The 24,450-nt window shown below is 67.2% G+C and carries 18 protein-coding genes; 10 read left to right on the forward strand and 8 right to left on the reverse strand.

Going from position 1 to position 24,450, the window contains the following annotated elements:
* Positions 1–7: 7 nt before the first annotated feature.
* From ACFOMD_RS04770 to ACFOMD_RS04795, 6 genes are all read right to left on the reverse strand, one after another.
* Positions 8–643 carry a DUF4402 domain-containing protein gene (locus ACFOMD_RS04770; protein ID WP_380857624.1) on the reverse strand — a complete coding sequence of 212 codons (636 nt, stop codon included), beginning with the start codon at positions 641–643 and terminating at the stop codon, positions 8–10.
* Between the two features lie 66 nt (positions 644–709).
* Positions 710–1,234: a DUF4402 domain-containing protein gene (locus ACFOMD_RS04775; RefSeq protein ID WP_380857627.1), complete on the reverse strand. Its 525-nt coding sequence runs from the start codon at positions 1,232–1,234 to the stop codon at positions 710–712.
* 382 nt (positions 1,235–1,616) lie between these two features.
* A complete protein-coding gene (locus tag ACFOMD_RS04780; RefSeq protein WP_380857630.1) occupies positions 1,617–4,115 on the reverse strand; it encodes an FtsX-like permease family protein in 2,499 nt (832 codons plus the stop codon).
* Positions 4,116–4,190: 75 nt separating this feature from the next.
* Positions 4,191–6,698, reverse strand: coding sequence for an ABC transporter permease (locus tag ACFOMD_RS04785; protein ID WP_380857633.1), 2,508 nt, complete (start codon positions 6,696–6,698; stop codon positions 4,191–4,193).
* A 41-nt stretch (positions 6,699–6,739) separates the two neighbouring features.
* On the reverse strand, positions 6,740–7,420 hold the full coding sequence (locus ACFOMD_RS04790) for an ABC transporter ATP-binding protein (RefSeq protein ID WP_380857636.1): 681 nt from the start codon (positions 7,418–7,420) through the stop codon (positions 6,740–6,742).
* An 18-nt stretch (positions 7,421–7,438) separates the two neighbouring features.
* A complete protein-coding gene (locus ACFOMD_RS04795) occupies positions 7,439–8,746 on the reverse strand; it encodes an efflux RND transporter periplasmic adaptor subunit (RefSeq protein WP_380857639.1) in 1,308 nt (435 codons plus the stop codon).
* Between the two features lie 278 nt (positions 8,747–9,024).
* Here ACFOMD_RS04795 and ACFOMD_RS04800 point away from each other — a divergent pair, with 278 nt between their 5' ends.
* The gene (locus tag ACFOMD_RS04800; RefSeq protein ID WP_380857642.1) at positions 9,025–10,401 is read left to right on the forward strand and encodes a sigma-54-dependent transcriptional regulator; all 1,377 of its coding nucleotides are present in this window, start codon (positions 9,025–9,027) and stop codon (positions 10,399–10,401) included.
* Between the two features lie 10 nt (positions 10,402–10,411).
* On the forward strand, positions 10,412–11,749 hold the full coding sequence (locus ACFOMD_RS04805; RefSeq protein ID WP_380857645.1) for a sensor histidine kinase: 1,338 nt from the start codon (positions 10,412–10,414) through the stop codon (positions 11,747–11,749).
* Here ACFOMD_RS04805 and ACFOMD_RS04810 read toward each other — a convergent pair.
* Positions 11,746–12,798, reverse strand: coding sequence for a YeiH family protein (locus ACFOMD_RS04810; RefSeq protein ID WP_380857648.1), 1,053 nt, complete (start codon positions 12,796–12,798; stop codon positions 11,746–11,748). The genes ACFOMD_RS04805 and ACFOMD_RS04810 overlap by 4 nt on opposite strands.
* Positions 12,799–13,170: 372 nt before the next feature.
* On the opposite strand from ACFOMD_RS04810, the gene ACFOMD_RS04815 reads away from it, so the two are divergent.
* From ACFOMD_RS04815 to ACFOMD_RS04845, 7 genes are all read left to right on the forward strand, one after another.
* Positions 13,171–14,058, forward strand: a complete 888-nt coding sequence (locus ACFOMD_RS04815; protein WP_380857651.1) for a TauD/TfdA dioxygenase family protein — start codon at positions 13,171–13,173, stop codon at positions 14,056–14,058.
* A 125-nt stretch (positions 14,059–14,183) separates the two neighbouring features.
* Positions 14,184–14,816 (forward strand): RBBP9/YdeN family alpha/beta hydrolase, encoded by a 633-nt coding sequence (locus ACFOMD_RS04820; RefSeq protein ID WP_380857654.1) that lies wholly within the window; start codon positions 14,184–14,186, stop codon positions 14,814–14,816.
* A 50-nt stretch (positions 14,817–14,866) separates the two neighbouring features.
* The gene (locus ACFOMD_RS04825) at positions 14,867–15,304 is read left to right on the forward strand and encodes an RrF2 family transcriptional regulator (RefSeq protein WP_380857657.1); all 438 of its coding nucleotides are present in this window, start codon (positions 14,867–14,869) and stop codon (positions 15,302–15,304) included.
* 304 nt (positions 15,305–15,608) lie between these two features.
* Positions 15,609–18,065, forward strand: a complete 2,457-nt coding sequence (locus ACFOMD_RS04830) for a TonB-dependent receptor (protein ID WP_380857660.1) — start codon at positions 15,609–15,611, stop codon at positions 18,063–18,065.
* Positions 18,066–18,190: 125 nt separating this feature from the next.
* Positions 18,191–19,333 (forward strand): phosphoserine transaminase, encoded by a 1,143-nt coding sequence (locus tag ACFOMD_RS04835; protein ID WP_380857663.1) that lies wholly within the window; start codon positions 18,191–18,193, stop codon positions 19,331–19,333.
* Positions 19,334–19,443: 110 nt separating this feature from the next.
* Positions 19,444–21,021, forward strand: coding sequence for a phosphoglycerate dehydrogenase (serA, locus tag ACFOMD_RS04840; RefSeq protein WP_380857666.1), 1,578 nt, complete (start codon positions 19,444–19,446; stop codon positions 21,019–21,021).
* Positions 21,022–21,080: 59 nt separating this feature from the next.
* Positions 21,081–22,202, forward strand: a complete 1,122-nt coding sequence (locus ACFOMD_RS04845) for an ATP phosphoribosyltransferase regulatory subunit (protein ID WP_380857669.1) — start codon at positions 21,081–21,083, stop codon at positions 22,200–22,202.
* Here ACFOMD_RS04845 and ACFOMD_RS04850 read toward each other — a convergent pair.
* Entirely contained in the window at positions 22,186–23,052 is an 867-nt protein-coding gene (locus ACFOMD_RS04850; RefSeq protein WP_380857672.1) for a hypothetical protein, read from the reverse strand. The genes ACFOMD_RS04845 and ACFOMD_RS04850 overlap by 17 nt on opposite strands.
* 77 nt (positions 23,053–23,129) lie before the next feature.
* Here ACFOMD_RS04850 and ACFOMD_RS04855 point away from each other — a divergent pair, with 77 nt between their 5' ends.
* Entirely contained in the window at positions 23,130–24,419 is a 1,290-nt protein-coding gene (locus ACFOMD_RS04855) for an adenylosuccinate synthase (RefSeq protein ID WP_380857675.1), read from the forward strand.
* The last annotated feature ends 31 nt before the right edge of the window (positions 24,420–24,450 follow it).

The following is a 24,450-nucleotide window of genomic DNA, read 5'->3' on the forward strand; positions in this document are numbered from 1 at the left end:
ATTTCAATCAGTTATATTGGGCGACGACCGCCATGACGCCGGTGAGTTCACCCGAGGTGACACTGGCGCTCGCCAGCGTAACCTGCCCGCCCACCGCGAAGCTCAGCGTCCCGCCGCCGGCGAAGGTGCCGCCAAGAAATTGCGGGCCATCGGAGAGATTGTTGGTCGTCGTCAGCAGCGCGGTCTCCGCCCCGCCGCCGTTGCGCGCCAGATCGACCGTCTGCGGCACGGTAACCGAAATCGCCTGCCCCGCCTCGCCGGACACCGTGAAGGTCGCCTGCGCCGCGGCCGGGACCGCCGCGGAGAGCGACGTCACGCTGGTCCGCGACAGCGCGCCGGTCGGCCCCGTGGCCGCCGTCGAGCCGGTCGGCGCGACACGCGACGCCGTTGCGGTGGCCGACGCCGCGGAAGCTGCCGCGCTGCTGATCCCCGCCGGCGCGATGCTCAACGCCGCGGCCAACGGGGTCTGCAACGCGAAGACGAGGTCCTGCGAGCTGGTAATCGCCGCCGGCTGGTCGATGCGCGTCGTCGCCGAGGTGCGCGACATCGCCACCATCGCAGACGACTGCACCTGCGCGAACGCGGGTGCGGTGACGGCGACAATGGCCATCGTGATCAGCGGACGCGGAACGGAAGCCTTCATGGTTCCTCGCATCGATCGGCGGCGAACCGGCGCAATCTAACTTGCGCCGGTTTCACCGACTATCGCCTAATTGTAGGCGACGGTGACGTCGAAATTGCCGGTATAGTTGCCGGTAACCGTCGCGTTGGTCACCGGGAACGAGCCACCGACGCCGAAGGTCGCGGTGCCGGCCGAGCCGAGCGTGCCGCTGATCGTGCCGGTCGCCGCCGACGTGGTCGGGGTGACGGTGATCGTCTCCGCGCCGCCCGAGCGGGTCATGTTGAACGTACCCGGCACGGAGACCGAAAAGGTCTGTGCGCCTTCGCCGTCGACCGTGTAGGTCGCGCGGCCCGAGGTCGAGGTGGCGAGCGCACCGCCGCCGGCGCCGCTGATGGCGCGCGCGCCGCTCGTCGCGTCGATGGTGACGGTGTTGGTGCCGACAGCGGCCGACCGGACGACCGAACCGAACGCGATGTCGGTGTTCTTGGTCAGGGTGATCGCCTGGACGACACGGCCCGTGCTGGTCGTCGACTGAGTAGCCGAGGCCTGCGCGAACGCGGCACCCGACGTCGCCGCCATCGCAACGGCAGCCGCAAACGCAATCTTATTCATAAGCCCCCAACAGCCTCCAAAAGCATGTCGACAGACCGGATGGCCGCCACCACGTGGATCTGCAAAAACGTCACCCGGCAGAATACGCCTTGCCCACGGAGCCCTTACATCTGCCCCGACTACCGGAAAACTACGGTGTGGATATCCGATCCGGATGCAAAGAAACAGCAATTTAACGGCAGTTACTGTGCCGTAATCTTTAAACCACTGAATCTGAATGCAATTCAAAATGTAAAAAAGTGCAAAATCTTCCAAGCGGCGCTCATATTGACGACGTACCGTCGCCGATATCGAACGGCTCGCCGAGTCGCCGCCCAAAGAAAGGGCCGGCAACCGCCGGCCCGAAGTCATGCATTAAGGGTCAGAGAAAGAAGTACGCAACCTACTCGTATCGGAGCGCGTGGATGGGATTGGCGCGTGCGACTTTGAGCGCGTGGCCGACGATCGTGCCCGCGGCGATCACCATCGCCAGCAGCCCGGCACCGATGAACAGCATCGGGTTGAGCGAGATGCGCGTGTCGAAGCCGTTCAGCCAGTCACGCATCAGCCACCAGGCCACCGGCCAGGCGACGAGGTTGGCGATGATGACGGGCTGGCTGAACTGCCATACCAGCAGCCGCACGATGTCGCGCGTCCGCGCGCCCAGCACCTTGCGGATGCCGATCTCCTTCGTCCGCCGCTCGGCGGTGAAGGCGGCGAGCCCGAACAGGCCGAGGCAGCCGACGACCACCGACAGCAGCGCGAACGCCGCAAAGGTTTTCGCCCGCGCATCCTCGGCTTCGTACAGCTCCTGGATGATGTCGTCGCTGAACTCCGCCTCGAACGGCACGTCGCTGGTGATCGTCTTCCACGCCGCCTCGATGCGCGCGCGCACCTCGGCCGGGTTGCCGTCGTAGCGCGCCATCAGGAAGGTGTGGCCGATCTCGGTATTGAGGAACATGATCGGGTCGACCTGGTCGCGCACCGAGCGGAAGCGCGAATCCTGCACGACGCCGACGATGGTCACCGGCACCAGCCCGAACTCATTGTCGACGAGGCCGGCGCGCAACGTCTTGCCGACCGCCTCCTGCGGCGACTTGAAGCCGAGGCGGCGGATGGCGAGCTCGTTCATCACCACATTGGTGCCGCGCGCCGCCAGCGCCTGCTGCGATTCAGGCGTCGCCGGGAACGGGATCGTCGCATCATCGGCAGGCCGCGACGGATCGAAATTGCGCCCCGCCAGCAGCTTCACCCCCATCGCCTGGAAGAAGCCCTCGTCGATCGGATAGATGCCGATGACCACCGGCTCCGGATTGCCGGGCACCATGATGCCGGTGTTGTTATTGTTGTCGGTGGCGACGCCGATGCCGGTGCGGCCGACGGCGGTCACGCCCTCCACCCGCTTGATACGCTCGGTCACCGCCTCGCCCTTGTTGATGAGCTGGTAGCGCGAGAGATTGTCGACCTGGATGATGCCGTCGCGCTGATAGCCCGGATCGGCGGTGCGGGCGTAGACGGTCTGCGCGTAGACGACCGCGGTGCAGATGATCAGCCCGATCGACACCGCGAACTGCGCCACCACGAGGAGGTTGCGCAGCCGCCCCGACCCCGGCGTTTCCGCCGACGACTTGTTCGCCTTCAGCACCATCGCCGGCTGAAAGCGCGACAGGAAGAAGGCAGGGTACAGCCCGCCGACGACGCCGACGACCAGCACCAGCAGCAGCACCGGTGGCAGGATGCCGCCCTCGCCAAGGTAGCTGGTTGCGATATCGGCATCGAGGAAGCGGGCGAAGGCCGGCATCAGCAGCTCGACGAGCGCCAGCGCGACCACCATCGCCAGCGCCGCGACGATCACCGATTCCCCGACGAACTGGATGATGAGCTGCCTCCTGTGCGCGCCGAGCACTTTCCGCAGCGCCACTTCGCGCGCGCGCTGGCTGGCCCGGGCGGTGGCGAGGTTGGTGAAGTTCACCACTGCCATGCCGAGGATCAGCACTGCGATGACCGCGAAGGTGATGATCGACTGGCGGTCGTTGCCCGGCCGCATCGCGCCGAGCTGCGCCTTGCCGAGGTGCACGTCGGCGACGTTGACCAGATGCCAGTCGGCTTCGTCGCCGGCGTTGAAGCGCGCCTCGCCGGCATTCTGGTCGGGGATCGCGCGCTTTTCCCAGGCCGGGAGCTGCGCCTCGATCGCCTTGGCGTCGCTGCCCGCCTTCAGCTTCATGTAGACATGACCATTCTGGCAGCCCCAGCAGGTCATGAAATTCGGCTCCTGCGCCATGTAGCTGTTCATGTCGACGCGCACGATAGCCGCCATCGCCATGTGCGAATTCTTGGGCAGGTCCTTATAGATGACGCCGACGCGATGATCGGTGGTGATGCCCTTGCTGATCAGCGACAGCGTCTTGCCGATCACGTCTGTGCTGCCGAAGCGCCGGATCGCCTCGCCCTCGCTGAGCGCGATGGTGCCGGGATGCTCGAGCGCCTCGGGGTCACCGGCGACAACCGGGAATTCGAGCACGTCGAGCAGGTCGCCGTCGGTATACATATAATCTTCGGTCGACGAGGCGACGCCGTCCTTCGTCGCTACCGGTACCGAGGGGAGGACGTAGACCTCCTGCTCGATCTGCGGGAAATCCTTCTTCAGCGACTTCGACGAGATATAGGGCGTCATCTGCACGAACCCCGGATCGCCGTTCGACGGGTTCGGATACCAGGTCTGCAGCTGGTAGAGATTTTCCGAATTGGGAAGCCAGCGGTCGTAGCTGAGCTCGTAGCGCACGAACATCAGGATCATCAGGCAGGCGGCCATGCCGATGGCAAGGCCGCCGATGATGATGGCGCTGTACGTCTTGTTCTTGGCCAGCGAACGCAAACCCACGGTCAGATAGTTGCGCCACATGGCCCGTCTCCCTCTCGTGACTATCCCCGGAAAAGATCAGCACCGGCGGGCGCGGGCCCGCCGGTGCTGCGAAGGTTACTCGTAACGCAAGGCGTGGATCGGGTTGGCCCGGGCCACCTTCAGCGCGTGGCCGACGATGGTGCCGGCAGCGATGACCATCGCCAGCAGGCCCGCCCCGACGAACAGCGCCGGGTTGAGGTCGACGCGGGTGTCGAAGCCGTTCAGCCAGTCCCGCATCAGCCACCAGGCGATCGGCCAGGCGATCAGGTTGGCGATGATGACGGGCTGCGAGAACTGCCACACCAGCAGGCGCACGATATCCTTGGTGCGGGCGCCGAGCACCTTGCGGATGCCGATCTCCTTCGTGCGGCGTTCCGCGGTGAAGGCGGCGAGGCCGAAGAGCCCGAGGCAGCCGACCACGATCGACAGGCCGGCGAAGGCCGCGAAGATCGTCGCGCGCGCTTCCTCCGCCTCGTACAGCTCCCGCACGATGTCGTCGCTGAACTCGGCTTCGAACGGCACTTCCGGCGCGACGCGCTTCCACACCGCCTCGATGCGGGCGCGGACGTCGCTGGGGTTGCCCTCATAGCGGACCAGCAGCTGGCCGTGGCCGAACTGGTTCAGGAGGAACATGATCGAGTCGACCGGTTCGCGAACCGAGCGGAAGCGCGAGTCCTGGACGACGCCGACGATGGTGACCGGCACCACGCCGCCATATTCCTCGTCGACCAGCGCCGCCTTCAGCGTCTTGCCGATTGCCTCCTGCGGCGTCTTGTAGCCAAGGCGCTTGGTCGCCAGCTCGTTCATCACCACGTTGACGCCGCGAGCCGCGAAGGCGCGCTCCGCTTCCGGCACTTCCGGGAACGGCGTGGTGGCATCGTCCATGGCGCGGCTGTCGTCGAACGTGCGGCCGGCGAGCAGCTTGATGCCCATGGTGTCGAAGAAGCCGCTGTCGACGGCATAGTTGCCGATCGACACGGGTTCGGTGCGGCCGGGCATCTGGATGCCGGTGTTCGAGTTGTTCTGCGTCGCGATACCGATGCCGGTGCGGCCGATCGACTTCACGCCCTCGACGTTGCGGACCTCGTTAAGCAGCGTGTCGATCATCGGCTGCAACTGGCGGCGGCCGACGCCGTCGATCTGCATCAAGCCGTCACGCTTATAGCCCGGCTCCGCAGTGCGGGCGTAGACGGTCTGCGCGTAGACCACGGCGGTGCAGATGATCAGGCCGATCGACACCGCGAACTGCGCGACGACGAGGATGTTGCGAAGACGGCCCGAGCCGTGCGCATCGGCGCTCGACTTGTTGGCCTTCAGCACCTTCGCCGGTTGGAAGCGCGACAGATAGAAGGCCGGGTAGAGGCCGCCCGCCGCACCGACCAGCAGCACGAGGCCGATGATCGGCAGCAGCAGGCCGCCTTCACCGACATAGGACATGGTGAAGTCGGCGTTGAGGAAGGCGGCGAAGGCCGGCATCGTCAGCTCGACTAAGGTCAGCGCCAGCAGCATTGCGAAGGCGGCGACGAGGATCGATTCACCGAGGAACTGCAGGATAAGCTGGCTGCGGTTGGCGCCGAGCACCTTGCGCAGCGCCACTTCGCGGGCCCGCTGCGACGCGCGGGCGGTGGCGAGGTTGGTGAAGTTCACGCACGCCATGCCGAGGATCAGCGCCGCGACCACCGCGAAGGTGATGATCGAGGTCCGGTCGTTGCCCGGCGTCATGGCGCCGTCCTGCGCATGGCCGAGGTGGATGTCGCGGATGTTGACCAGCGCGAAGTCGGCAAAGTCACCCTGGTTGAAGCGCTGCCCGCCGAAAATCTGGTCGGGGATGTTGCGCTTTTCCCAGGCGGGAATCTGCGCGTTGAGCGCGGCGACATCGGTACCGGGCTTCATCTGGACGTAGAGCCAGCCCGACTGCCAGCCGAAGGAGTCGAGGAAGTTCGGCTGGTCGACCCAGAAGCTTTGCGGGTCGTAGCGCGCGATCATATCGCCGGCAAAGTGGCTATTCTTCGGGATGTCCTTGATGATGCCGGTGACACGATAGTCGACCGCCTTGCCCGAGCTGACGAGGGTCAATGTCTGGCCCATCGGCTCTTCGGCACCGAAGCGCTTGGCGGCTTCGGTCTCGGTCAGCACCAGCTGGCCCGGCTGGGCGAGCGCGGTGTTGGGATCGCCCTTCACGAAGGGGAATTTCAGGATGCTGAAGATGTTGCCGTCGGTGTAACGCATCGCCTCGGGCGACGGCGAGGCTTCACCGTTGCGGATGACGACCGGACCCGAGGACTGCAGGTAGATCGCCTGCTCGATCTGCGGGAAATCCTTGGTCAGCGCGCCCTTGCTGACGAAGGCCGACATCTGGAGGTTGCCCTCCTCGCCGGTGTCCGGATCCTTGTAATAGGTCTGGAACTGGTAGGCGTCCTCGGCCCGCTCGAGCTTCTGGTCATAGGTCAGCTCGTAACGAACGAAGAGCAGGATCATCAGGCAGGCGGCCATGCCGATGGCGAGGCCGAAGATGTTGATGAACGTGTAAGTCTTGTTCTTCGCCAGCGCGCGCAGCGCGACGGTCAGGTAGTTACGCCACATCTTCGGGCTCCCTGCTCGATGTTCTTGTCAGGCGCCGCGCGTCAGGCGGCGCGGCGCTGCTCGACGAGCACGCGGCCGTCGAGCATGTTGACGACGCGCCCCGCGAAGTCGGCGTGCGACGGCGAGTGGGTCACCATCACGATCGTCGAGCCTTCCTGGTTGAGGCGGCGAAGCATCTGCATCACCTCCTCGCCGTGCGCGGTGTCGAGGTTACCGGTCGGCTCGTCGGCGAGGATCATCGCCGGCGAACCGACGACGGCGCGCGCCACGGCGACACGCTGCTGCTGGCCACCCGACAGCTGGCTTGGCCGGTGCTTGGCGCGGTGCGCGATGCCGACCTTGTCCATCACCGCGTCGACACGCGTGCGGCGGTCGGCGGCGGAGATATCGTGATAGAGCAGCGCCAGCTCGACATTCTCCCGAACGGTCAGCTCGTCGATCAGGTTGAAGCTCTGGAAGATGAAGCCGATGCCCGCCTTGCGGACCTTGGCGAGGTCGGCTTCCGGCAGGCCGGCGACGTTCTTGCCCTGGAAGATATATTCGCCGCCGGTCGGGCTATCGAGCATGCCGATGATGTTCAGCAGCGTCGACTTCCCGCAGCCCGACGGGCCCATGATCGCGACGAACTCGCCGTCGGCGATGTCGAGGTCGATCGAATCGAGCGCCGTGGTCTCGACTTCCTCGGTACGGTACGCCTTGCTCAGGTTGCGCATCGAAAGCATGTGGTTTCTCCCTTAAATTCAGTCGCTCGATTCGATGTCGAGCTGATCCTTGTCGGTCAGGCCGGTGTAGGGCGAGGTCACGACCTTCTCCCCGGTCTCAAGGCCGTCGAGCACCTCGATGAACTGCGAATTGCGGCGGCCGAGGCGGACGTTGCGCTTCTCGGCGCTGCCGCCGCCGGGCGAGACGACGAACACCCAATTGCCGCCGGTGTCGTTGTAGAAGCTGCCCGCCGGGATCAGCGTCGCCGGCGTCGGATCGCCGAGCGTCAGGCGCGTCTGGATGGTCTGACCGCGCTGAATGCCGGTCGGCTCGTCACCGGTGAAGGCGAGGTCGACCTCGAACTCGCCGTTGCGAACTGTCGGGTAGATCTTGACGACCTTCAGCGCATAGCTCTTGCCGCCGACATCGACGCTGGCCTTCTGTCCGACCTGGACGCGGCCGAGGTAGAATTCGTCGACGCCCGCCACGAGCTTGTTGCGGCCCGGCGAGTCGATCTGGCCGAGGCGTTCGCCGCGCGCCATCGACTGGCCGACCTGCAGCGTGAAGCCCGAAAGCTGTCCGGTGACCGGCGCGCGCAGGTTGAGGCTGTCGAGGTTGGTGCGCGCGACGTCGAGGTTCTTCTGGAGCGTCGTCGCCGAGGCGCGGAGCTGTGAAAGCTGCGTCGCCTGCAGCCGCTCGTCGGTGCGCTGGCTTTCCAGCAGCACGTCCTTGCGGCTGGCGTGGTAGCCATATTCGTCCTTGGTGTCGTTGAAGGTCTTGCGCGGGACCCATCCCTTTTCGACCAGCGCGCCGTCGCGATCGAGCTGCCGCTTCAGCCGTGATAGCTGATAGTCGGCCTCGACGAGGTTGCGGCGGCTCTCCAGCCGGTTGCGCTCGAGCGCCAGTTCCTGGCCGCGCATGATGTTCAACTGCTCGGTGACCTGCGCCTCGCGCGACAGCACGTCGAGCTGAAGCTGCGCGTTCGACATGATCGCGAGCAGCTGGCCCTTCTGGACGTTGGCGCCGTCCTCGACGAGCAACTGCTCGACCCGGCCGCCCTCGATCGCATCGAGGAAGATGGTGAGCGACGGCGTCACCCGGCCGCGCAGCGGCAGGAAGTCCTCGAACACGCCCTTCGATACCGTCGAGACGGTGATGCGCGAGGCGTCGACCGTCTGGCTGTCGCCGGTCGGCGCCAACATGAAGAAGCCGACCAGCGCGATCGCCGCGGCGCCGCCGCCGATCATCATCTTCACACGCTGCGACAGGCCCTTCTTCTCGACGACCTTGTCCATCCCGCTGCCCGAAACGGCGCGGTCTTCCTTCTTCATGGTCACGACGCTCATCTCGTCCGACACCTTCAGACGGCGGGGAGCATCGAGGCCGACAGCAGCGCGACGCTGCACAGCAGCGTGGCGACCGTGCAGGCCATGGTGCGGATCGACAGGCTGGTCATCACTTCTCTCCAAATCGCGGGCGGACGGGCCGCCGTTCATGCCCTTCGTTCAGCAGGGAGCGTGCCAAATCGGCAAGTGTTTGATTTTTCTCATTTCATATCTCTGAAGCTTAAGCAGTGTCCGCGAGCGACTGTTCATTTACGGACAGGCCGTGTACGCAGCCGGACATGGCCGACGGCATTGCCCTCATCGTCGACGACGATCCCGACATCCTCCTCGCGGGGCGCATGCTGCTCCGCTCGACCTTCGCGCAGATCGTCACCGCCGGCGATCCCGCCGCGGTGCCGGCGCTGGTGCAGGAGCATCGGCCCGACGTCATCCTGCTCGACATGAACTTCTCGCGCGGGGCGACCAGCGGCGAGGAGGGATTCCGCCTGCTCGGCGAGATCGTCGCGATCGATCCCGAGGCAGTCATCATCGTCATCACTGCGCACGGCGGCATCAACATCGCCGTCGAGGCGATGAAGCGCGGCGCCACCGACTTCGTGTCGAAGCCCTGGGCCAACGAGCGCATGCTGGCGACGGTGAAGACCGCCGCGGCGCTGCGCTCGACCCGCCGCACCGCCGACGTCGAGCGCCAGCGCGCCACCGTGGTCGCGACGCCGGTCGCCGGCGGCGAGACGCCGCTGCTCGGATCGTCGGCGGCGATGCAGCGGGTGATGTCGCTGATCGAGCGCGCCGCGCCGACCGACGCCAACGTGCTGATCCTCGGCGAGAACGGCACCGGCAAGGAGTTGGTCGCGCGCGAGCTGCACCGCCGCTCGCGCCGCGCCGACAAGGTGATGGTGTCGGTCGACCTTGGTGCCGTCGCCGAAAGCCTGTTCGATTCCGAGCTGTTCGGCCACCTCAAGGGCTCGTTCACTGACGCCAAAGCCGACCGTATCGGGCGGCTGCAGGCGGCGGACGGCGGCACGCTGTTCCTCGACGAGATCGGCAACCTGCCGCTGCATCTGCAGCCGAAACTGCTGACGGCGATGGAGCAGCGGAAGGTAACGCCGGTCGGCAGCAACAAGCCGGTGTCGGTCGATATCCGCGTCGTCTCGGCCACCAATTTGTCGCCCGGCCAATTGGGCGACGAGAGCATCTTCCGGCAGGATCTGCTGTTCCGCCTCAACACCGTCGAGATCGTGCTGCCGCCCTTGCGCGAGCGCCGCGAGGACATCCCCGTTTTGCTCGACCACTATCTGACGCTCTACGGCCGCAAATACGCCAAGGAGCTGAAGCCGGTGCCCGCCGACGTCATGGCGCAGCTTCGCGACTATGACTGGCCGGGGAACGTGCGTGCGCTCCGCCACGCTGCCGAGCGCGCGGTCATCCTGTCGGCCGGCGACAGCTTCGCCATCGAGGACTTTCCGCTGCCCTCGGCGCAGCGCGCCGCGCGCGTCGAGCTGGCCTCCACCGAGGATTTGAACCTCGACCGGCTGGAGCGGCAGACCGTCGAGCGCGCGCTGAAGAAGCACGGCTGGAACATCTCGCTCGCCGCCACCGAACTCGGCCTCACCCGCGCCTCGCTTTATCGCCGGATGGAGAAGTTCGGGCTGTGAGCGTCGCGCGGTGATCTTCGACCGCATCTTCTTGCTCGGTCTCGCCTGGCGGCTGATCGGGCTGGTGCTGGCGCTCGCCGCGCTGGTCTATGTCGCCGTTGCCCCCGGCCTCCACGCCGCGACGCTCGTCGCCTGGGCGATCTGCGTCGGGCTGATCTCCTCGCTGTGGGGCTATGTCCAGCGCACCAATCAGGAGCTGGCGCGCTTCGTCGAGGCACTCAACCACGCCGACTTCTCGGCGAGCTTCGGCCATCGGCGCGAAGGCTTCGGTTTCGAAGAACTCGGGCAGGCGATGAACGCCACCGTCGCCAAGCTGCGCGAAGAGCGCGCGCGGTCACAGGACACCAACCGCACGCTCGCCGCGCTGGTCGACGAGGTGCCGATCCCGCTGCTGACCGTCGATGCCGACGGCCGGGTCGAGCTGCTCAACAAGGCCGGACGGCGGATGTTCAGCCAGTATAAGGCGACGCAGCTCAGCGACATGGTCGCCTATGGCGAGCGCTTCGCCGAGGCGCTGGCCGACGCGCCGGTCGGCGAGCGGCACAGCGTCCAGCTGCTCATCGACGAGACGCCGCAGACCGCGTCGCTGTCGGTGTCCGACGTGCGCCAGCCGCGCGGGCTGCCGCTGCGCCTGATCGCCGTGCAGCCGATCCAGGGCGAGCTCGACCAGGTTGAGATGAACGCCTGGCGCGATCTCGTCCGCGTGCTCACCCATGAGATCATGAATTCGGTGACGCCGATCACCTCGCTCGCCAAGACCGCCGCCGAGGTGATCGCCGAGGTCGACGACGGCCGCGACGAGCGCATCGGCGACGCGCGCGCCGCGATCGAGACGGTCGCCCGCCGCGCCGACGGCGTGATGCATTTCGTGCAGACCTATCGCCAGATCAGCCGCGCGCCGCCGCTACGCAAGCAGACCATCCTTGCCGCCGAGCTATTCGGTGAACTGGCGCGGCTGTTCAGCGCCGACTTCAGCCATGTCGAGCTCGCCGCCGAGGTCTCGCCCGAGCATCTCGAGCTCTACGCCGACACCGATCTGATCGCGCAGGTGATCATCAACCTGCTGCGCAACGCCGCCGAGGCGAGCATCGGCCATGCCGCCACGCCGCGCGTCGCGCTGCGTGGCCAGCGCAACCGCCATGGCCGCACCGTTATCGAGGTCGAGGACAACGGCCCCGGTGTCCCCGCCGACAAGACGGCGGAGATGTTCCTGCCCTTCTTCACGACCAAGGCCACGGGCACCGGTGTGGGACTCAGCCTCGCCCGCCAGATCGTGCTCGCCCACGGCGGCTCGCTGACCTATCAGCCCGCCGAAAACGGCGGCGCGCTGTTCCGGATCGTCCTTTAGTCGACGAGCACAACGCCCGCGACGCCCGCCAGCAGCAGCAGCAACACCGAGCAGGCGGCGATCACGATGAGGGGTCGGGCGCCCTGCCGCAGCAAATCCTGCATCGGCGAACGGATGCCGGTCGCGGCCACCGCCGCGGCAAGCAGCGCGGTCGCGGCACCACCGCCCCAGGTGGTCACCTCGGCAGGCACGGGCAGCAGCGAGTTGAGCGCCGCCACCACGAAAAAGCCGATGACGAACCACGGCAGCACCGATGCCGCGCCGCCGCTCTTCTCACCGCGCGGCAGATAGAGCGCGACGATGGCGAGCGCCGGCGCCAGCAAGGCGACACGCGTCAGCTTGACGATCGCGGCGGTACCGCCCGCTTCCGGGCCGACCGCGTAACCGGCGCCGAGCGCCTGCGCGACGTCATGGATCGAGGCGCCGAGCATGAAGCCCGCCTGCCGATCGCTCAGATCCAGCAGATGCGTGAGGATCGGATAAGCGAACATCGCAAAGGCGCTCGCCGAGGCGACGCCGACCAGCACCAGCGCCAGCTGCGCCCGGTTGACGCGCTTCTCGCCAAGCAACGTCGCGAAGGCGAGCGCCGCCGAAGCGCCGCAGATCGCCACCGAGCCGCCCGCCAGCGTGCCGAACGCCGCGCCGAACCCCATCGCCCGGCCGAGCAGCGCGCCGGCCGCGACGGTGATGCCGACGATCGCCGCCAGCGCGATGAAGGCGGCGGGGCCGATATCGGCCATCTCGCCGACCGTCACGCGCAGACCGACCAGCACGATGCCGACCCGCAGCAAGGTCCGCGACGCGAAGGCGAGCCCCGGTCCCAGCCGCTCGTCACCGCCAAGGAAGTTGAGCGCGAGTCCGACGAGCAGCGCCATCAGGGTGAGCGGCGCGCCATAATGATCGGAGAGATAACCGGCGGCGAGCGTCGCCAGCACGGTGACGATCAGGCCCGGCAGCAGCGTCCGCCAGCCCTTCGGCGGCGCCTCGTCGACGAGATCGCCATACAGGTCGGCCGCCTGCGGAAACGACGTACCGCGATTCTGCACCATCTTGTCCCCCGCCCGCTTTTGACCCGTTTTAGAGATTTTCTTGGGACGCGAAAGCGTTGGCTCCGGCTACGCAACGACCCCGATCCTGTTCCGATAGTTTTGCTTGGGGCCGGCAAAGATTCGGCCCGCTGGACGGCTCCCGTTCAGGTGATGAGACTGATCCTACCGCCGCTCGGTCTGAACTCGAGCGGAGGGCATCAACGCAGTTCGTGCCATCGTCCGGAAGGGATGACGACATGTACAGTCCAGCTTTCATGCTGCCGCCGGCGCCCGACGATCGCCGCTGACGCGGCACCGATCTTTCCCCGATCCTGACAACTCATCCGGCCCGCCTGCCGTGCGGGCGGGCCGGCTCTTCGACGAGGTTTCCCCGTGACTGTCGCCACGCTCGAACGCCCCGCTGCCGCCTCGAAGGCACCCGATGTCCGCGCCGTGCCGCTCGGCCCCGTCCTCGGCGCCGAGATCGAGGGCGTCGACCTGACCCAGCCGCTTGACGCTGCTGCGGTCGCCGCCGTCCGCGCCGCGCTGCTGAAGCACAAGGTCATCGTCTTCCGCGACCAGGACATCAGCCACGACGATCATCTGCGCTTCGGCCGCTATTTCGGCGACCTCGAAGGCCATCCGGTGACCGCGACCGTGCCCGGCTATTCCGAGATCCTGCACATCGAGGCCGCCGACGGCATGAAGCTCAACGAGCGGATCGCGCCGATCGTCCGCGCCGCCAACAAATGGCACACCGACGTCACCTTCCGGCCGGCGCCATCGCTCGGCGGCATCCTGCGCATGCGCAAGATGCCCTCGGCAGGCGGCGATACCTTGTTCGCCGACATGGCCGCCGTCTATCGCGACCTGCCCGATGATCTGAAAGCGCGCATCGCCGGCCTCTCCGCCGAGCATGATATCCTGCAGAGCTTCGGCTACCGCGTCGACGAGGCGAAGCGGCAGGCGCTGCGTGCCGAATATCCGCCGCAGGCGCACCCGGTCGTTCGCACCCATCCCGAGACCGGCGAGAAGACGCTGTTCGTGAACCATGTCTTCACGACGAAGATCATCGGCCTTCCGGAAGCGGATTCGACGGAGCTGCTGGCGCAGCTGATCGAGCGGGTGAAGGCGCCCGAGTATCAGGTGCGGCTGCGCTGGACGCCCAACGCCATCGTGTTCTGGGACAACCGCTCGACGCAGCATTACGCCGTGCTCGACTATTGGCCCGAGGAACGCGTCGTTGAGCGCGTCACCGTTGTCGGCGATCGGCCGTTCTGATGCGGACCCGTGCCACCACGCGCCGCCAGCGCGGCGAGCAGTTGCTCGCCTGGCTCGCCTTTGCCACCGCCGCCGCCGGCGCGGCGCTGCTCACCCTGATGCCCCCGCACTGACAGGAGCCTGACATGATCGCGACTCCCGCCACCGCCCTCATCATCCCGGGCATCGACGGTTCCGGCCCCGATCATTGGCAGACCCGCTGGGAAGCCGAGCGCGGCGACTGCCGCCGCGTCGACCAACGCGACTGGGCGGAGGCCGAGCCCGACGAATGGACCGGCTCGCTCTACCGCGCCGTCCGCGGCGCGCCGGGCGATGTGGTTCTCGTCGCGCATAGCCTCGGCTGCCTGCTCGTCGACTATGCGACCGCGCTGTTCGGGCAATGGCAGGGCCGCATCCGCGGCGCGCTGCTCGTCGCCCCTTGCGATCCCGAGCGGCCCGGCGTCCGTGAGGCGATCGGCCGCTTTCCGGCGGCGCGCACCCCGCTCCCCTTCCGCACCATCGTCGTCGCCAGCGAAGACGACGGCTACGTCAGCCTCGACCGCGCGCGCTGCTTCGCCGAGCGCTGGGGCGCGAGCTTCGTCGAGGCCGGCAAACTCGGCCACATCAACGCCGCGTCGGACCTCGGCTCGTGGGGCTTCGGGCAGGTGCTGCTCGATGGCCTCCTCGGCGGCAGCAACGCGACGGCGGTCGCCCGCGCGGCCGAACTTCGCGCGCAGCGGATGACGGACGATGCCTGGTTCGGATGCCGACCGAACTAGCGTAGCGGTGCGCTTGCCGCCGCCGCCGCAGCCGCTAAAGCTGCGCGGCGATGCTGTCACAACGCACCCGCTACGCGCTCCGTTCGCTGATCATGCTGGCCGGCGGCTCTGCCGACGCGCCGCAGCAGATCGCAACGATTTCCGCGACCGAGCGGGTGCCGCGCAAGTTTCTCGAGCTGATCCTGCTCGACCTGAAGCGCGCCGGCATCGTCGAATCGACCCGCGGCCGCAGCGGCGGCTACCGGCTGGCGCGTGCGGCAAAGGACATCTCGTTCGGCGAGGTGATCCGCCTGCTCGACGGGCCGCTGGCGCTGGTCCCTTGCGCCAGCCTGACCGCCTATGCGCCCTGCGGCGACTGCCAGGACGAGGTGACCTGCGCCATCCGGCGCGCCGCGCTCGTGGTGCGAGAGGAAAGCGCGCGGGTGCTCGACGGCTTCTCGCTGGCCGATGCCGTCCGGCGCGAGGCGAATGCGATAGCTGCGCTTTAGCCTCCCCCCAGTCTTTATTGTTTGTCTACCGGAACGGTAGAGTATTCTATGCCTTCCAAGGGAAAGCCAGACGGCCCTGGAGGGAACATGCGCCGCCGACATCAGATTGCCCCGTCGCTTCTAGCTCGTGCGTCCAGTCATTCCGCCAGCATCGCGCGATGTCGGGCCAGCGTGATGATGACCGCCACGGCCTGACCGCCCGACCCAGTTTTCAGCTTTCGATCAGTGACCACGGACGGCGGCGAAGGCCGCGCGCCCGGCCGCTGCCGCATGCCCGCGGCAGCCCAGCCATAAGGAATAAGACGTGACCTTCCGCACTCTCCTCATCGCCAGCAGCGCGCTCGCCGGCCTTCCGACCCTCGCCCTGGCGCAGGAAGCCGCCCCCGCCGAAGCCGCGCCGGCCCCCACCACGCAGGTCGCCGAGGCGGCCTCCACCTTCACCGGCGACGAGATCGTCGTCACCGCCCGGCGTCGTGAGGAGACCGCGCAGGAGGTGCCGCTGGCGATCTCGGTCGTCACCGCCGACAGCATCGAGGCCACCGGCAACTTCAATATCGTCAAGCTGCAGCAGCTTGCGCCGACCCTGCAGGTTTATTCGTCCAACCCGCGCAACACCGCGGTCAATATCCGCGGCCTCGGCGTGCCGTACGGCCTGACCAGCGACGGCTTCGAACAGGGCGTCGGCATCTATGTCGACGACGTCTATAACTCGCGCGTCGCGTCGGCGACCTTCGACTTCCTCGACGTGCGCCAGGTCGAGGTGCTGCGCGGGCCGCAGGGGACGCTCTACGGCAAGAACACCACCGCCGGCGCGATCAACATCACCACCAATCAACCGACCTTCGAGTTCGAGGGCCGGGCCGAGGTGACCTTCGGCAATCTCGACTACAAGCAGGCCAAGGCGGCGGTGTCAGGGCCGCTGTCGGACAAGCTCGCGGCGCGCATCGCGGTGGCGACCACCAGCCGGCGCGGTACGGTCTTCAACACGCGCACCGACCGCTACATCAACGAGCAGGACAATCTCGGCGTCCGCGGCCAGTTGCTGTTCAGGCCGAACGACGACCTCAGCCTCACGCTGGCGGGTGATTACAGCCGCCAGGAGCCCGAATGCTGCGGCACCGTGTTCGTCCGCACCGGACTCACCCAGCGCCCGCTCAATCGCCAGTATGCCGCGCTCGCGGCCGCGCAGGGCTACACCGTCGTCAGCCGCAATCCCTTCGACCGGCTGACCGACATCGACGCCAGCCTGCGCGCGGGCAACCAGATCGGCGGCGCGTCGCTGAAGGCGGTGTGGGATCTTGGCGCGGGCACGCTGTCCTCGATCACCGCCTGGCGCTTCTGGGATTGGAAGCCGGAGAACGACCGCGATTTCACTGGCCTCGCGATCGTCTCCAAATCGCAGAACCCGTCGCAGCAGGACCAATATTCGCAGGAATTCCGCTACAATTATTCGGGCGAGAAGGCCGACTTCGTCGTTGGGCTGTTCGGCTTTGATCAGCGGATCGACACGCAGGGTCTCGAACAGCAGGGCCTCGCCGCCAGCCGCTGGAACCTCGCGCCGTCGGCCGATCCGGCGAACATCGCGAACAATCCGGCGACGCTGAACGGCCTGTCGGCGATCAACACCCAATATCTGAAGAGCACCAGCGCCGCCGCGTTCGGACAGGTTAGCTGGAAGCTCACCGATGCCTTCACCGTCCAGCCGGGCGTCCGCATCAACTATGACAAGAAATCGGGCTTTTACCAGCGCCGGGTGCTCGACGCGGCGGGGGTCGATGTCACGACGCAGCCGGCGAGCGCGATCCGGACGGCGCGGCTCGGCGTCTATCAGGCGCAGATCAGCGAGCCGTCGGTCAGCGACTGGAACTTCAGCTACGACCTCAACCTCAACTACGCACTCGCCGACGATCTGCTCACCTACGCAACCTATGCCAAGAGCTTCAAGACGGTCGGCATCAACCAGAACGGCCTGCCGACCGACGCCGCCGGCAACCCAATCCTGGGGGCGGGCGTCATCAAGCCCGAATCGGTCAACCACTTCGAGGCCGGCCTCAAGACGCAGTTCTGGGACCGCAAGGCGACGCTCAACGTCTCGGCGTTCCTGACCGACATCAAGAACTACCAGGCGACGGTGACCAACGGCCAGCTCGGCGTCCTGCGCGGCTACCTCGCCAATGCGGGCAAGGTGCGCTCGCAGGGTGTCGAGGCCGATTTCTCCATCCGTCCGAGCGAGCGGTTCACCGCCTATGCGAACGGCGCCTACACCGATGCGAAATATGTCCGCTTCGTCGATGCGCCTTGCCCGCCCGAACTGTCGGGCGGCACCGCCGCCACGGCGGCGAATCCGGCCAGCGCGCCGGGCACCCCGGGCGGCTTCAGCCCCGCCAATTGCGACATCTCCGGCCAGCGCCTCCCCGGCGTCTCGGAATGGGCCTTCTCCTACGGGGCCGAGGTCAATGCGCCGGTGACGCTGCTGGCCAAGGAAGGGCAGGCCTATCTCGGGATCGACGGCAACTACCGCTCTGGCTTCTCCTCGAACCCGTCGCAGTCGATCTACACCAACATCGAGGGCTACGCGGTCACCAACTTCCGGGTCGGATTCCGCACCGAGGCGGGGATCGATCTGTTCGGCTGGGTCCGCAACGCCTTCGACACCAATTATTTCGAGTTGCTGCAGGTCGCCCCGAGCAACGTCGGCCTCGTCGCCGGGCAGCTTGGTGATCCGCGCACTTACGGCCTGACGATCAAGGCACGTTTCTGATCGTCTCACCGGCCTGAAAGAAAAGCTTCTCGCTGAACTCGTTGACTTCCGGCCCGCCGCCCGTAGAACCGGCGGCGGGCCACGCCGTCCCAACGCGGCGCGTGCTCTCTGAGAGGAGAGTTACATTGACGAATACCCCGCCAGCCGTGCGTCCTGCACGGCCGTACTTTTCTTCCGGCCCGTGCGCGAAGCGCCCCGGCTGGTCCCCCGACAAGCTCAACATCGAGGTGCTTGGCCGTTCGCATCGGTCGAAGCTCGGCAAGACGCGTCTGAAGCACGCGCTCGATCTGACGCGCAAGGTGCTGCAGGTGCCCGCCGGCTACCGCATCGGCATCGTGCCGGCGTCGGACACCGGCGCGGTCGAGATGGCGCTCTGGTCGATGCTCGGCGCCCGCCCCGTCACGCTGCTCGCATGGGAGAGCTTCGGTGAGGGCTGGGTGACCGACGTCGTCAAGCAGCTGAAGCTCGATGCCAACGTCATGAAGGCGCCCTATGGCGAGCTGCCCGACCTGACCCGCGTGCAGCAGGACCACGACGTCGTCTTCACCTGGAACGGCACCACCTCGGGCGTGCGCGTGCCGAACCGCGACTGGATCCGCGACGACCGCGAAGGGCTGATGATCGCCGACGCCACCTCGGCGGTGTTCGCGATGCCAATGCCGTGGGACAAGCTCGATGTCGTCACCTACTCCTGGCAGAAGGTGCTGGGTGGCGAAGGCGGCCACGGCGTCTTGATCCTGTCCCCACGCGCCGTCGAGCGGCTGGAAAGCTACAAGCCAGCCTGGCCGCTGCCGAAGATCTTCCGCATGACCAAGGGCGGCGAGCTGATCGAAGGCATCTTCGAGGGCGAGACGATCAACACCCCGTCGATGCTCGCGGTCGAGGATTATATCGACGCGCTCGAATGGGCGGATTCGATCGGCGGGCTCGACGAGCTGATCGCGCGGTCGGAGGCGAACGCGCAGGCGCTCGACCGCTGGGTGCAGCGCGCGCCGTGGATCGACCATCTCGCCGGCGATCCGGCGACGCGATCGAATACCAGCGTCTGCGTGAAGGTCGTCGACCCGGCGTATGCCGCCAACCCCGATGTGCCGAAGAAGATCGCGTCGCTGCTCGAGAAGGAAGGCGTCGCCTTCGACATCGGCGGCTACCGCGATGCCCCACCGGGGTTGCGCATCTGGTGCGGCGCGACGGTCGACACCGCCGACGTCGAGGCGCTCGGCCCCTGGCTCGACTGGGCCTTCGCCGAGGTCACCTCCAAGCTCTGATCCACAGATTGTCATCCCCGCGCAGGCGGGGACCCACTCACTAACGATCACGGTGCTCGAAAGTGGGTCCCCGCCTTCGCGGGGATGACGGAAAATAAAGGGGATTCCCCATGCCCAAGGTCCTGATTTCCGACAAGATGTCTCCCAAGGCCGCCGAGATTTTCCGCGCGCGCGGCGTCGAGGTTCACGAGAAGCCCGGCCTGACCAAGGACGAGCTGCTCGCCATCATCGGCGACTATGACGGCCTCGCCATTCGTTCCGCGACCAAGGTGACGAAGGAAGTGCTCGCCGCCGCCACCAATCTAAAGGTGGTCGGCCGCGCCGGCATCGGCGTCGACAACGTCGACGTGCCCGGCGCCTCGGCGCGCGGCGTCGTTGTCATGAACACCCCGTTCGGCAACTCGATCACCACCGCCGAGCATGCCATCGCGCTGATGTTCGCGCTCGCCCGCCAGCTTCCCGAGGCCGACGCCTCGACCCAGGCCGGCAAGTGGGAGAAGAACCGCTTCATGGGCGTCGAGGTCACCGGCAAGACGCTCGGCCTGATCGGTGCCGGCAACATCGGCTCGATCGTCGCCGACCGCGCGCTCGGCCTGAAGATGCGCGTCATGGCCTATGACCCCTTCCTGACGCCCGAGCGCGCACAGGACCTCGGCATCGAGAAGGCGTCGCTCGACGATGTGCTGGCGCGTGCCGACTTCATCACCCTGCACACGCCGCTGACCGACAGCACGCGCAACATCCTCAGCCGCGAGAATCTCGCCAAGACCAAGAAGGGCGTGCGCATCGTCAACTGCGCGCGCGGCGGCCTCATCGACGAGGCAGCGCTGAAGGATTTGCTCGACAGCGGCCACATCGCCGGCGCCGCGCTCGACGTGTTCGTCGAGGAGCCGGCGGAGAAGTCGCCGCTGTTCGGCACGCCCAACTTCATCTCGACCCCGCACCTCGGCGCCTCGACCACCGAGGCGCAGGTCAACGTCGCGATCCAGGTCGCCGAGCAGATGGCCGACTTCCTGATCAGCGGCGGCGTCACCAACGCGCTCAACATGCCGAGCCTGTCGGCCGAGGAGGCGCCGCGCCTCAAGCCCTACATGGCGCTCGCCGAGGAGCTGGGCTCGCTGGTCGGCCAGCTCGTGTCGGAGGAAGTGCGCGGCGTGACGGTGGAGGTCGAGGGCGCCGCCGCCGAACTCAACATGAAGCCGATCACCGCCGCGGTGCTCGCCGGGCTGATGCGCCAGCATTCGGACACGGTGAACATGGTCAACGCGCCGCATCTGGCGCGCGAGCGCAACATCGACGTCGCCGAGGTCCGGCACGAGCGCGAGATCGACTATCACACGCTGGTCCGCGTTACCGTCCGCACGCCCGAGGGCGAGCGCTCGGTCGCCGGCACCCTGTTCGGCAATGTGATCCCGCGCCTCGTCGAGATCTTCGGCATCAAGGTCGAGGCCGATCTGAAGGGCTCGATGCTCTACGTCGTCAACGAGGACAAGCCGGGCTTCATCGGCCGCCTCGGCACTACGCTCGGCGAGGCCTCGGTCAACATCGGCACCTTCCACCTCGGCCGCCGTGCGGCGGGCGGCGAGGCGATCGTGCTGCTGTCGGTCGACGAGCCGGTCACCGAGCCGCTGATGTGGACCATCTGCCGCCTGCCGGGCGTGCGGACGGTGAAGTCGCTCAACTTCTGACGGACAAGCGTCGCTCCCGCCTTCGCGGGGGCGGCGCTTTGGGATATGACGCCCGCGACATGACTGACCCGATCACTCAGGGCCTGCTTCCCGAAGGCCTCCGCGACCGCCTGCCGCCGCAGGCGGAAGCCGCCGCCAATCTGCTCCGCGGCCTCCTCGATTGCGTCGCGGCGCATGGCTATGAGCGCGTCCAGCCGCCGCTGGTCGAGTTCGAGGACAGTCTGATCGGCCGCCTCGGTTCGGCGCGGAAGCAGGATTTGCTGCGCTTCATCGACCCGGTGTCGGGCGCCAATCTCGCGCTGCGCCACGACATGACCGGGCAGGTCGGCCGCATTGCCGCCACCCGCCTCGCCCACATCGCCCGCCCGCTGCGCCTCGCTTACGGCGGCCCGGTGCTGCGCGTGCGCGGCGACCAGCTCCGCCCCGAGCGCGAGGCACTGCAGGCCGGCGCCGAGCTGATCGGTCGCGACAGCGTCGCCGCCGTCGCCGAGGTGCTGAAGCTCGCCGTCGAGGCGCTCGCCCAGACCGGGCTCACCGGCCTCACCGTCGACATCACCCTGCCCGAGTTCGTCGCCGAACTCGCCGCCGGCCCCTGGCCACTGGAACCGCTGCAACTCGCCGAGGCGCACCGCCTGCTCGACGGCAAGGACGTCGCCGGCCTCCGCGCGCTCGGTGCCGACCGCTACGAGACGCTGATCGCCGCCGCCGGTCCCGCCGCGCCGTCACTTGCCAAGCTGCGCGCGCTCGGCCTGTCGGGTCGCGCCGCCGCTATGCTCGGCGATGCCGCCGCGATCATCACCGCGCTCGGCGACACCCCCGCCACGCTCGACCCGACCGAGCGCCACGGCTTCGAATTCCAGAGCTGGATCGGCTTCTCGATCTTCGCCGCCGGCGTGCGCGGCGAAGTCGGCCGTGGCGGCGCCTACACCATCGTGCATCCGAACGGCGACGAAGAACCCGCCGTCGGCTTCTCGCTCTACGTCGACGGCCTCGTCGACGCGGGCCTCGGCGAAGTGAAACACCGCCGCATCCTGCTACCGCTCGGCACCGCGCCCGAGGTCGGCGCCAAACTGCGCGCCGAGGGCTGGGCCACCGTAGCGGCGCTCGAACCCGACGCCGATGCGCGCGCTTTCAGGTGCACGCACCGCTGGTCGAACGGGCGCGTCAACGAGGCGGTTTGAGCGCGGCCTCGATAAATTCGCGGATCAGCCGGAAGCTTCGGCGGTCGGGCTCACCGCTCGCCGCGCCATCGCCCGGCATCATTGTGTGAACTTTGACATCAACGCCGGCTGCTTTCAGCTGATCGGCGAAGGTATCGGCCGACGCAGTTCGCGATTTCGAGTCTTTGAAATTGGCGAAGAAAACCCGCGGCACGTTCGGCGACGCGAGATGGACCTCAGGCACAAGCGCGGCGACCACCGCCGCATCGCCGCTCCAGTAGGAGCCGCTCGGCGCCTTTGCGCGTTCGGTGGCAAGCTCAGCAGCCGACATCAGGCCGCCATCGAGAAACATGGCAGCACGGAGCGCTTCGAAATCGAGCCCCGCCGACCGTAGATAGGTGGGGTCGGTCGCGAGCAGCCCTGCGAGGTGGACGCCGAAGCTATATCCCGTCAGCGCGATCCGGCTCAGGTCGAGCCGTTCTTTTGCAGCATTGGCCACGACGAACTGCAACGACCGCCGAACGGAATCCATTTCACCGCCAAGCGTCTTGGAGTCTCCCTTGATGCTGACCACAGCAATCCCGCGATCCGTGAGCGCACGGATGAGTTCTTCGGTTACATAGTTCCGGTGCCGCGAACTCGTATCCGATGCATCGAACAGCAGGGTGACCGGCGCAGAGCCGCTCCCCCGGCCACGATACACCCTAATCGTTTCCTCCTTCGCCTCGCCGTAGCGCAGCGTTCGCCCGGTCGGCGCCGGCCGCATGACCTCGCCGCCGAACAGGTCGCCCTCCGTAACCTGAGCGCGAACGCCAGCCGCCGGCATCAATGCGACCAATGCCACGAGAATTAGCGACTTCAGGCTCCTCATCGGACGTCCTCCGTAGACCGATCGCCCCCGATGCTATAGCTGCACGGCGCGAATTCAATCACGGTAGGAATCGTCAATTGGCCAACGTGGTGGTGATCGGCGCCCAGTGGGGTGACGAGGGCAAGGGCAAGATCGTCGACTGGCTGTCGAGCCGCGCCGATGTCGTGGTGCGCTTCCAGGGCGGCCACAATGCCGGCCATACGCTGGTCGTCGGCAACCAGACCTACAAGCTGTCGCTGCTCCCCTCGGGCATCGTGCGCGGCACCCTGTCGGTGATCGGCAACGGCGTGGTGCTCGATCCGTGGCACCTGAAGGAAGAGATCGAGAAGCTGCGCGCGCAGGGCGTCGAGATAACGCCCGCCAATCTGCGCATCGCGGAGACCTGCCCGCTGATCCTGCCGTTCCACCGCGATCTCGACGCGCTGCGCGAGGATGCGTCGGGCGCCGGCAAGATCGGCACCACGCGCCGCGGCATCGGCCCGGCCTATGAGGACAAGGTCGGCCGCCGCGCGCTGCGCGTCTGCGATCTCGCCCACCTCGACCAGGCGGGGCCGCAGATCGATCGCCTGCTCGCGCACCACAATGCGCTGCGCGCCGGCTTCAACGTCGAGCCGATCGACCGTGCGCAGCTGATCGCGGAACTGGAGGCGATCGCGCCGTTCGTGCTGCCCTACGCCCATCCGGCGTGGCTGGCGCTCAACGAGGCGCGCAAGGCCGGCAAGCGCATCCTGTTCGAAGGCGCGCAGGGTGTGCTGCTCGACGTAGACCACGGCACCTACCCGTTCGTCACTTCGTCGAACGTCGTCGCCGGGCAGGCGGCGGCCGGATCGGGCCTCGGCCCCAATGCGATTGGCTATGTGCTGGGGCTGGTGAAGGCCTATACGACGCGTGTCGGCTCGGGGCCGTTTCCCACCGAGCAGGACAATGAGATCGGCCAGCGGCTTGGCGAGCGCGGCCATGAATTCGGTACCGTGACGGGCCGCAAGCGCCGCTGCGGCTGGTTCGACGCGGTGCTGGTCCGCCAGTCGGTCGCGGTCTCGGGCGTCACCGGCATTGCGCTGTCCAAGATCGACATCCTCGACGGCTTCGACGAGGTGATGATCTGCACCGGCTACAAGCTCGGCGACCGCACCCTCGACTATTTCCCCGCGCACCCGAGCGAGCAGGCCGCCGTCGAGCCGATCTACGAGCGGTTCGAAGGCTGGCAGGGCTCGACCGCCGGCGCCCGGTCATGGGCGCAGCTTCCGGCGCAGGCGATCAAGTATATCCGCCGCATCGAGGAACTGGTGAACTGCCCGGTGGCGCTGGTCTCGACCAGCCCCGAGCGCGAGGATACCATCCTCGTCCGCGATCCGTTCCAGGACTAAATCTGATCGTCATCCCCGCGAAGGCGGGGAC

It is taken from the genome of Sphingoaurantiacus capsulatus, from assembly GCF_042648405.1.
In the GTDB taxonomy this organism is placed as follows: Bacteria; Pseudomonadota; Alphaproteobacteria; order Sphingomonadales; family Sphingomonadaceae; genus Sphingoaurantiacus; species Sphingoaurantiacus capsulatus.

What these genes read in the sequence shown, in the direction of transcription:
- ACFOMD_RS04770 (WP_380857624.1), bottom strand. Translation starts at nt 643, where the DNA reads ATGAAGGCTTCCGTTCCGCGTCCGCTGATCACGATGGCCATTGTCGCC.
- ACFOMD_RS04775 (WP_380857627.1), bottom strand. Translation starts at nt 1,234, where the DNA reads ATGAATAAGATTGCGTTTGCGGCTGCCGTTGCGATGGCGGCGACGTCG.
- ACFOMD_RS04780 (WP_380857630.1), bottom strand. Translation starts at nt 4,115, where the DNA reads ATGTGGCGCAACTATCTGACCGTGGGTTTGCGTTCGCTGGCCAAGAAC.
- ACFOMD_RS04785 (WP_380857633.1), bottom strand. Translation starts at nt 6,698, where the DNA reads ATGTGGCGTAACTACCTGACCGTCGCGCTGCGCGCGCTGGCGAAGAAC.
- ACFOMD_RS04790 (WP_380857636.1), bottom strand. Translation starts at nt 7,420, where the DNA reads ATGCTTTCGATGCGCAACCTGAGCAAGGCGTACCGTACCGAGGAAGTC.
- ACFOMD_RS04795 (WP_380857639.1), bottom strand. Translation starts at nt 8,746, where the DNA reads ATGAGCGTCGTGACCATGAAGAAGGAAGACCGCGCCGTTTCGGGCAGC.
- ACFOMD_RS04800 (WP_380857642.1), top strand. Translation starts at nt 9,025, where the DNA reads ATGGCCGACGGCATTGCCCTCATCGTCGACGACGATCCCGACATCCTC.
- ACFOMD_RS04810 (WP_380857648.1), bottom strand. Translation starts at nt 12,798, where the DNA reads ATGGTGCAGAATCGCGGTACGTCGTTTCCGCAGGCGGCCGACCTGTAT.
- ACFOMD_RS04820 (WP_380857654.1), top strand. Translation starts at nt 14,184, where the DNA reads ATGATCGCGACTCCCGCCACCGCCCTCATCATCCCGGGCATCGACGGT.
- ACFOMD_RS04825 (WP_380857657.1), top strand. Translation starts at nt 14,867, where the DNA reads ATGCTGTCACAACGCACCCGCTACGCGCTCCGTTCGCTGATCATGCTG.
- serA (WP_380857666.1), top strand. Translation starts at nt 19,444, where the DNA reads ATGCCCAAGGTCCTGATTTCCGACAAGATGTCTCCCAAGGCCGCCGAG.
- ACFOMD_RS04845 (WP_380857669.1), top strand. Translation starts at nt 21,081, where the DNA reads ATGACTGACCCGATCACTCAGGGCCTGCTTCCCGAAGGCCTCCGCGAC.
- ACFOMD_RS04850 (WP_380857672.1), bottom strand. Translation starts at nt 23,052, where the DNA reads ATGAGGAGCCTGAAGTCGCTAATTCTCGTGGCATTGGTCGCATTGATG.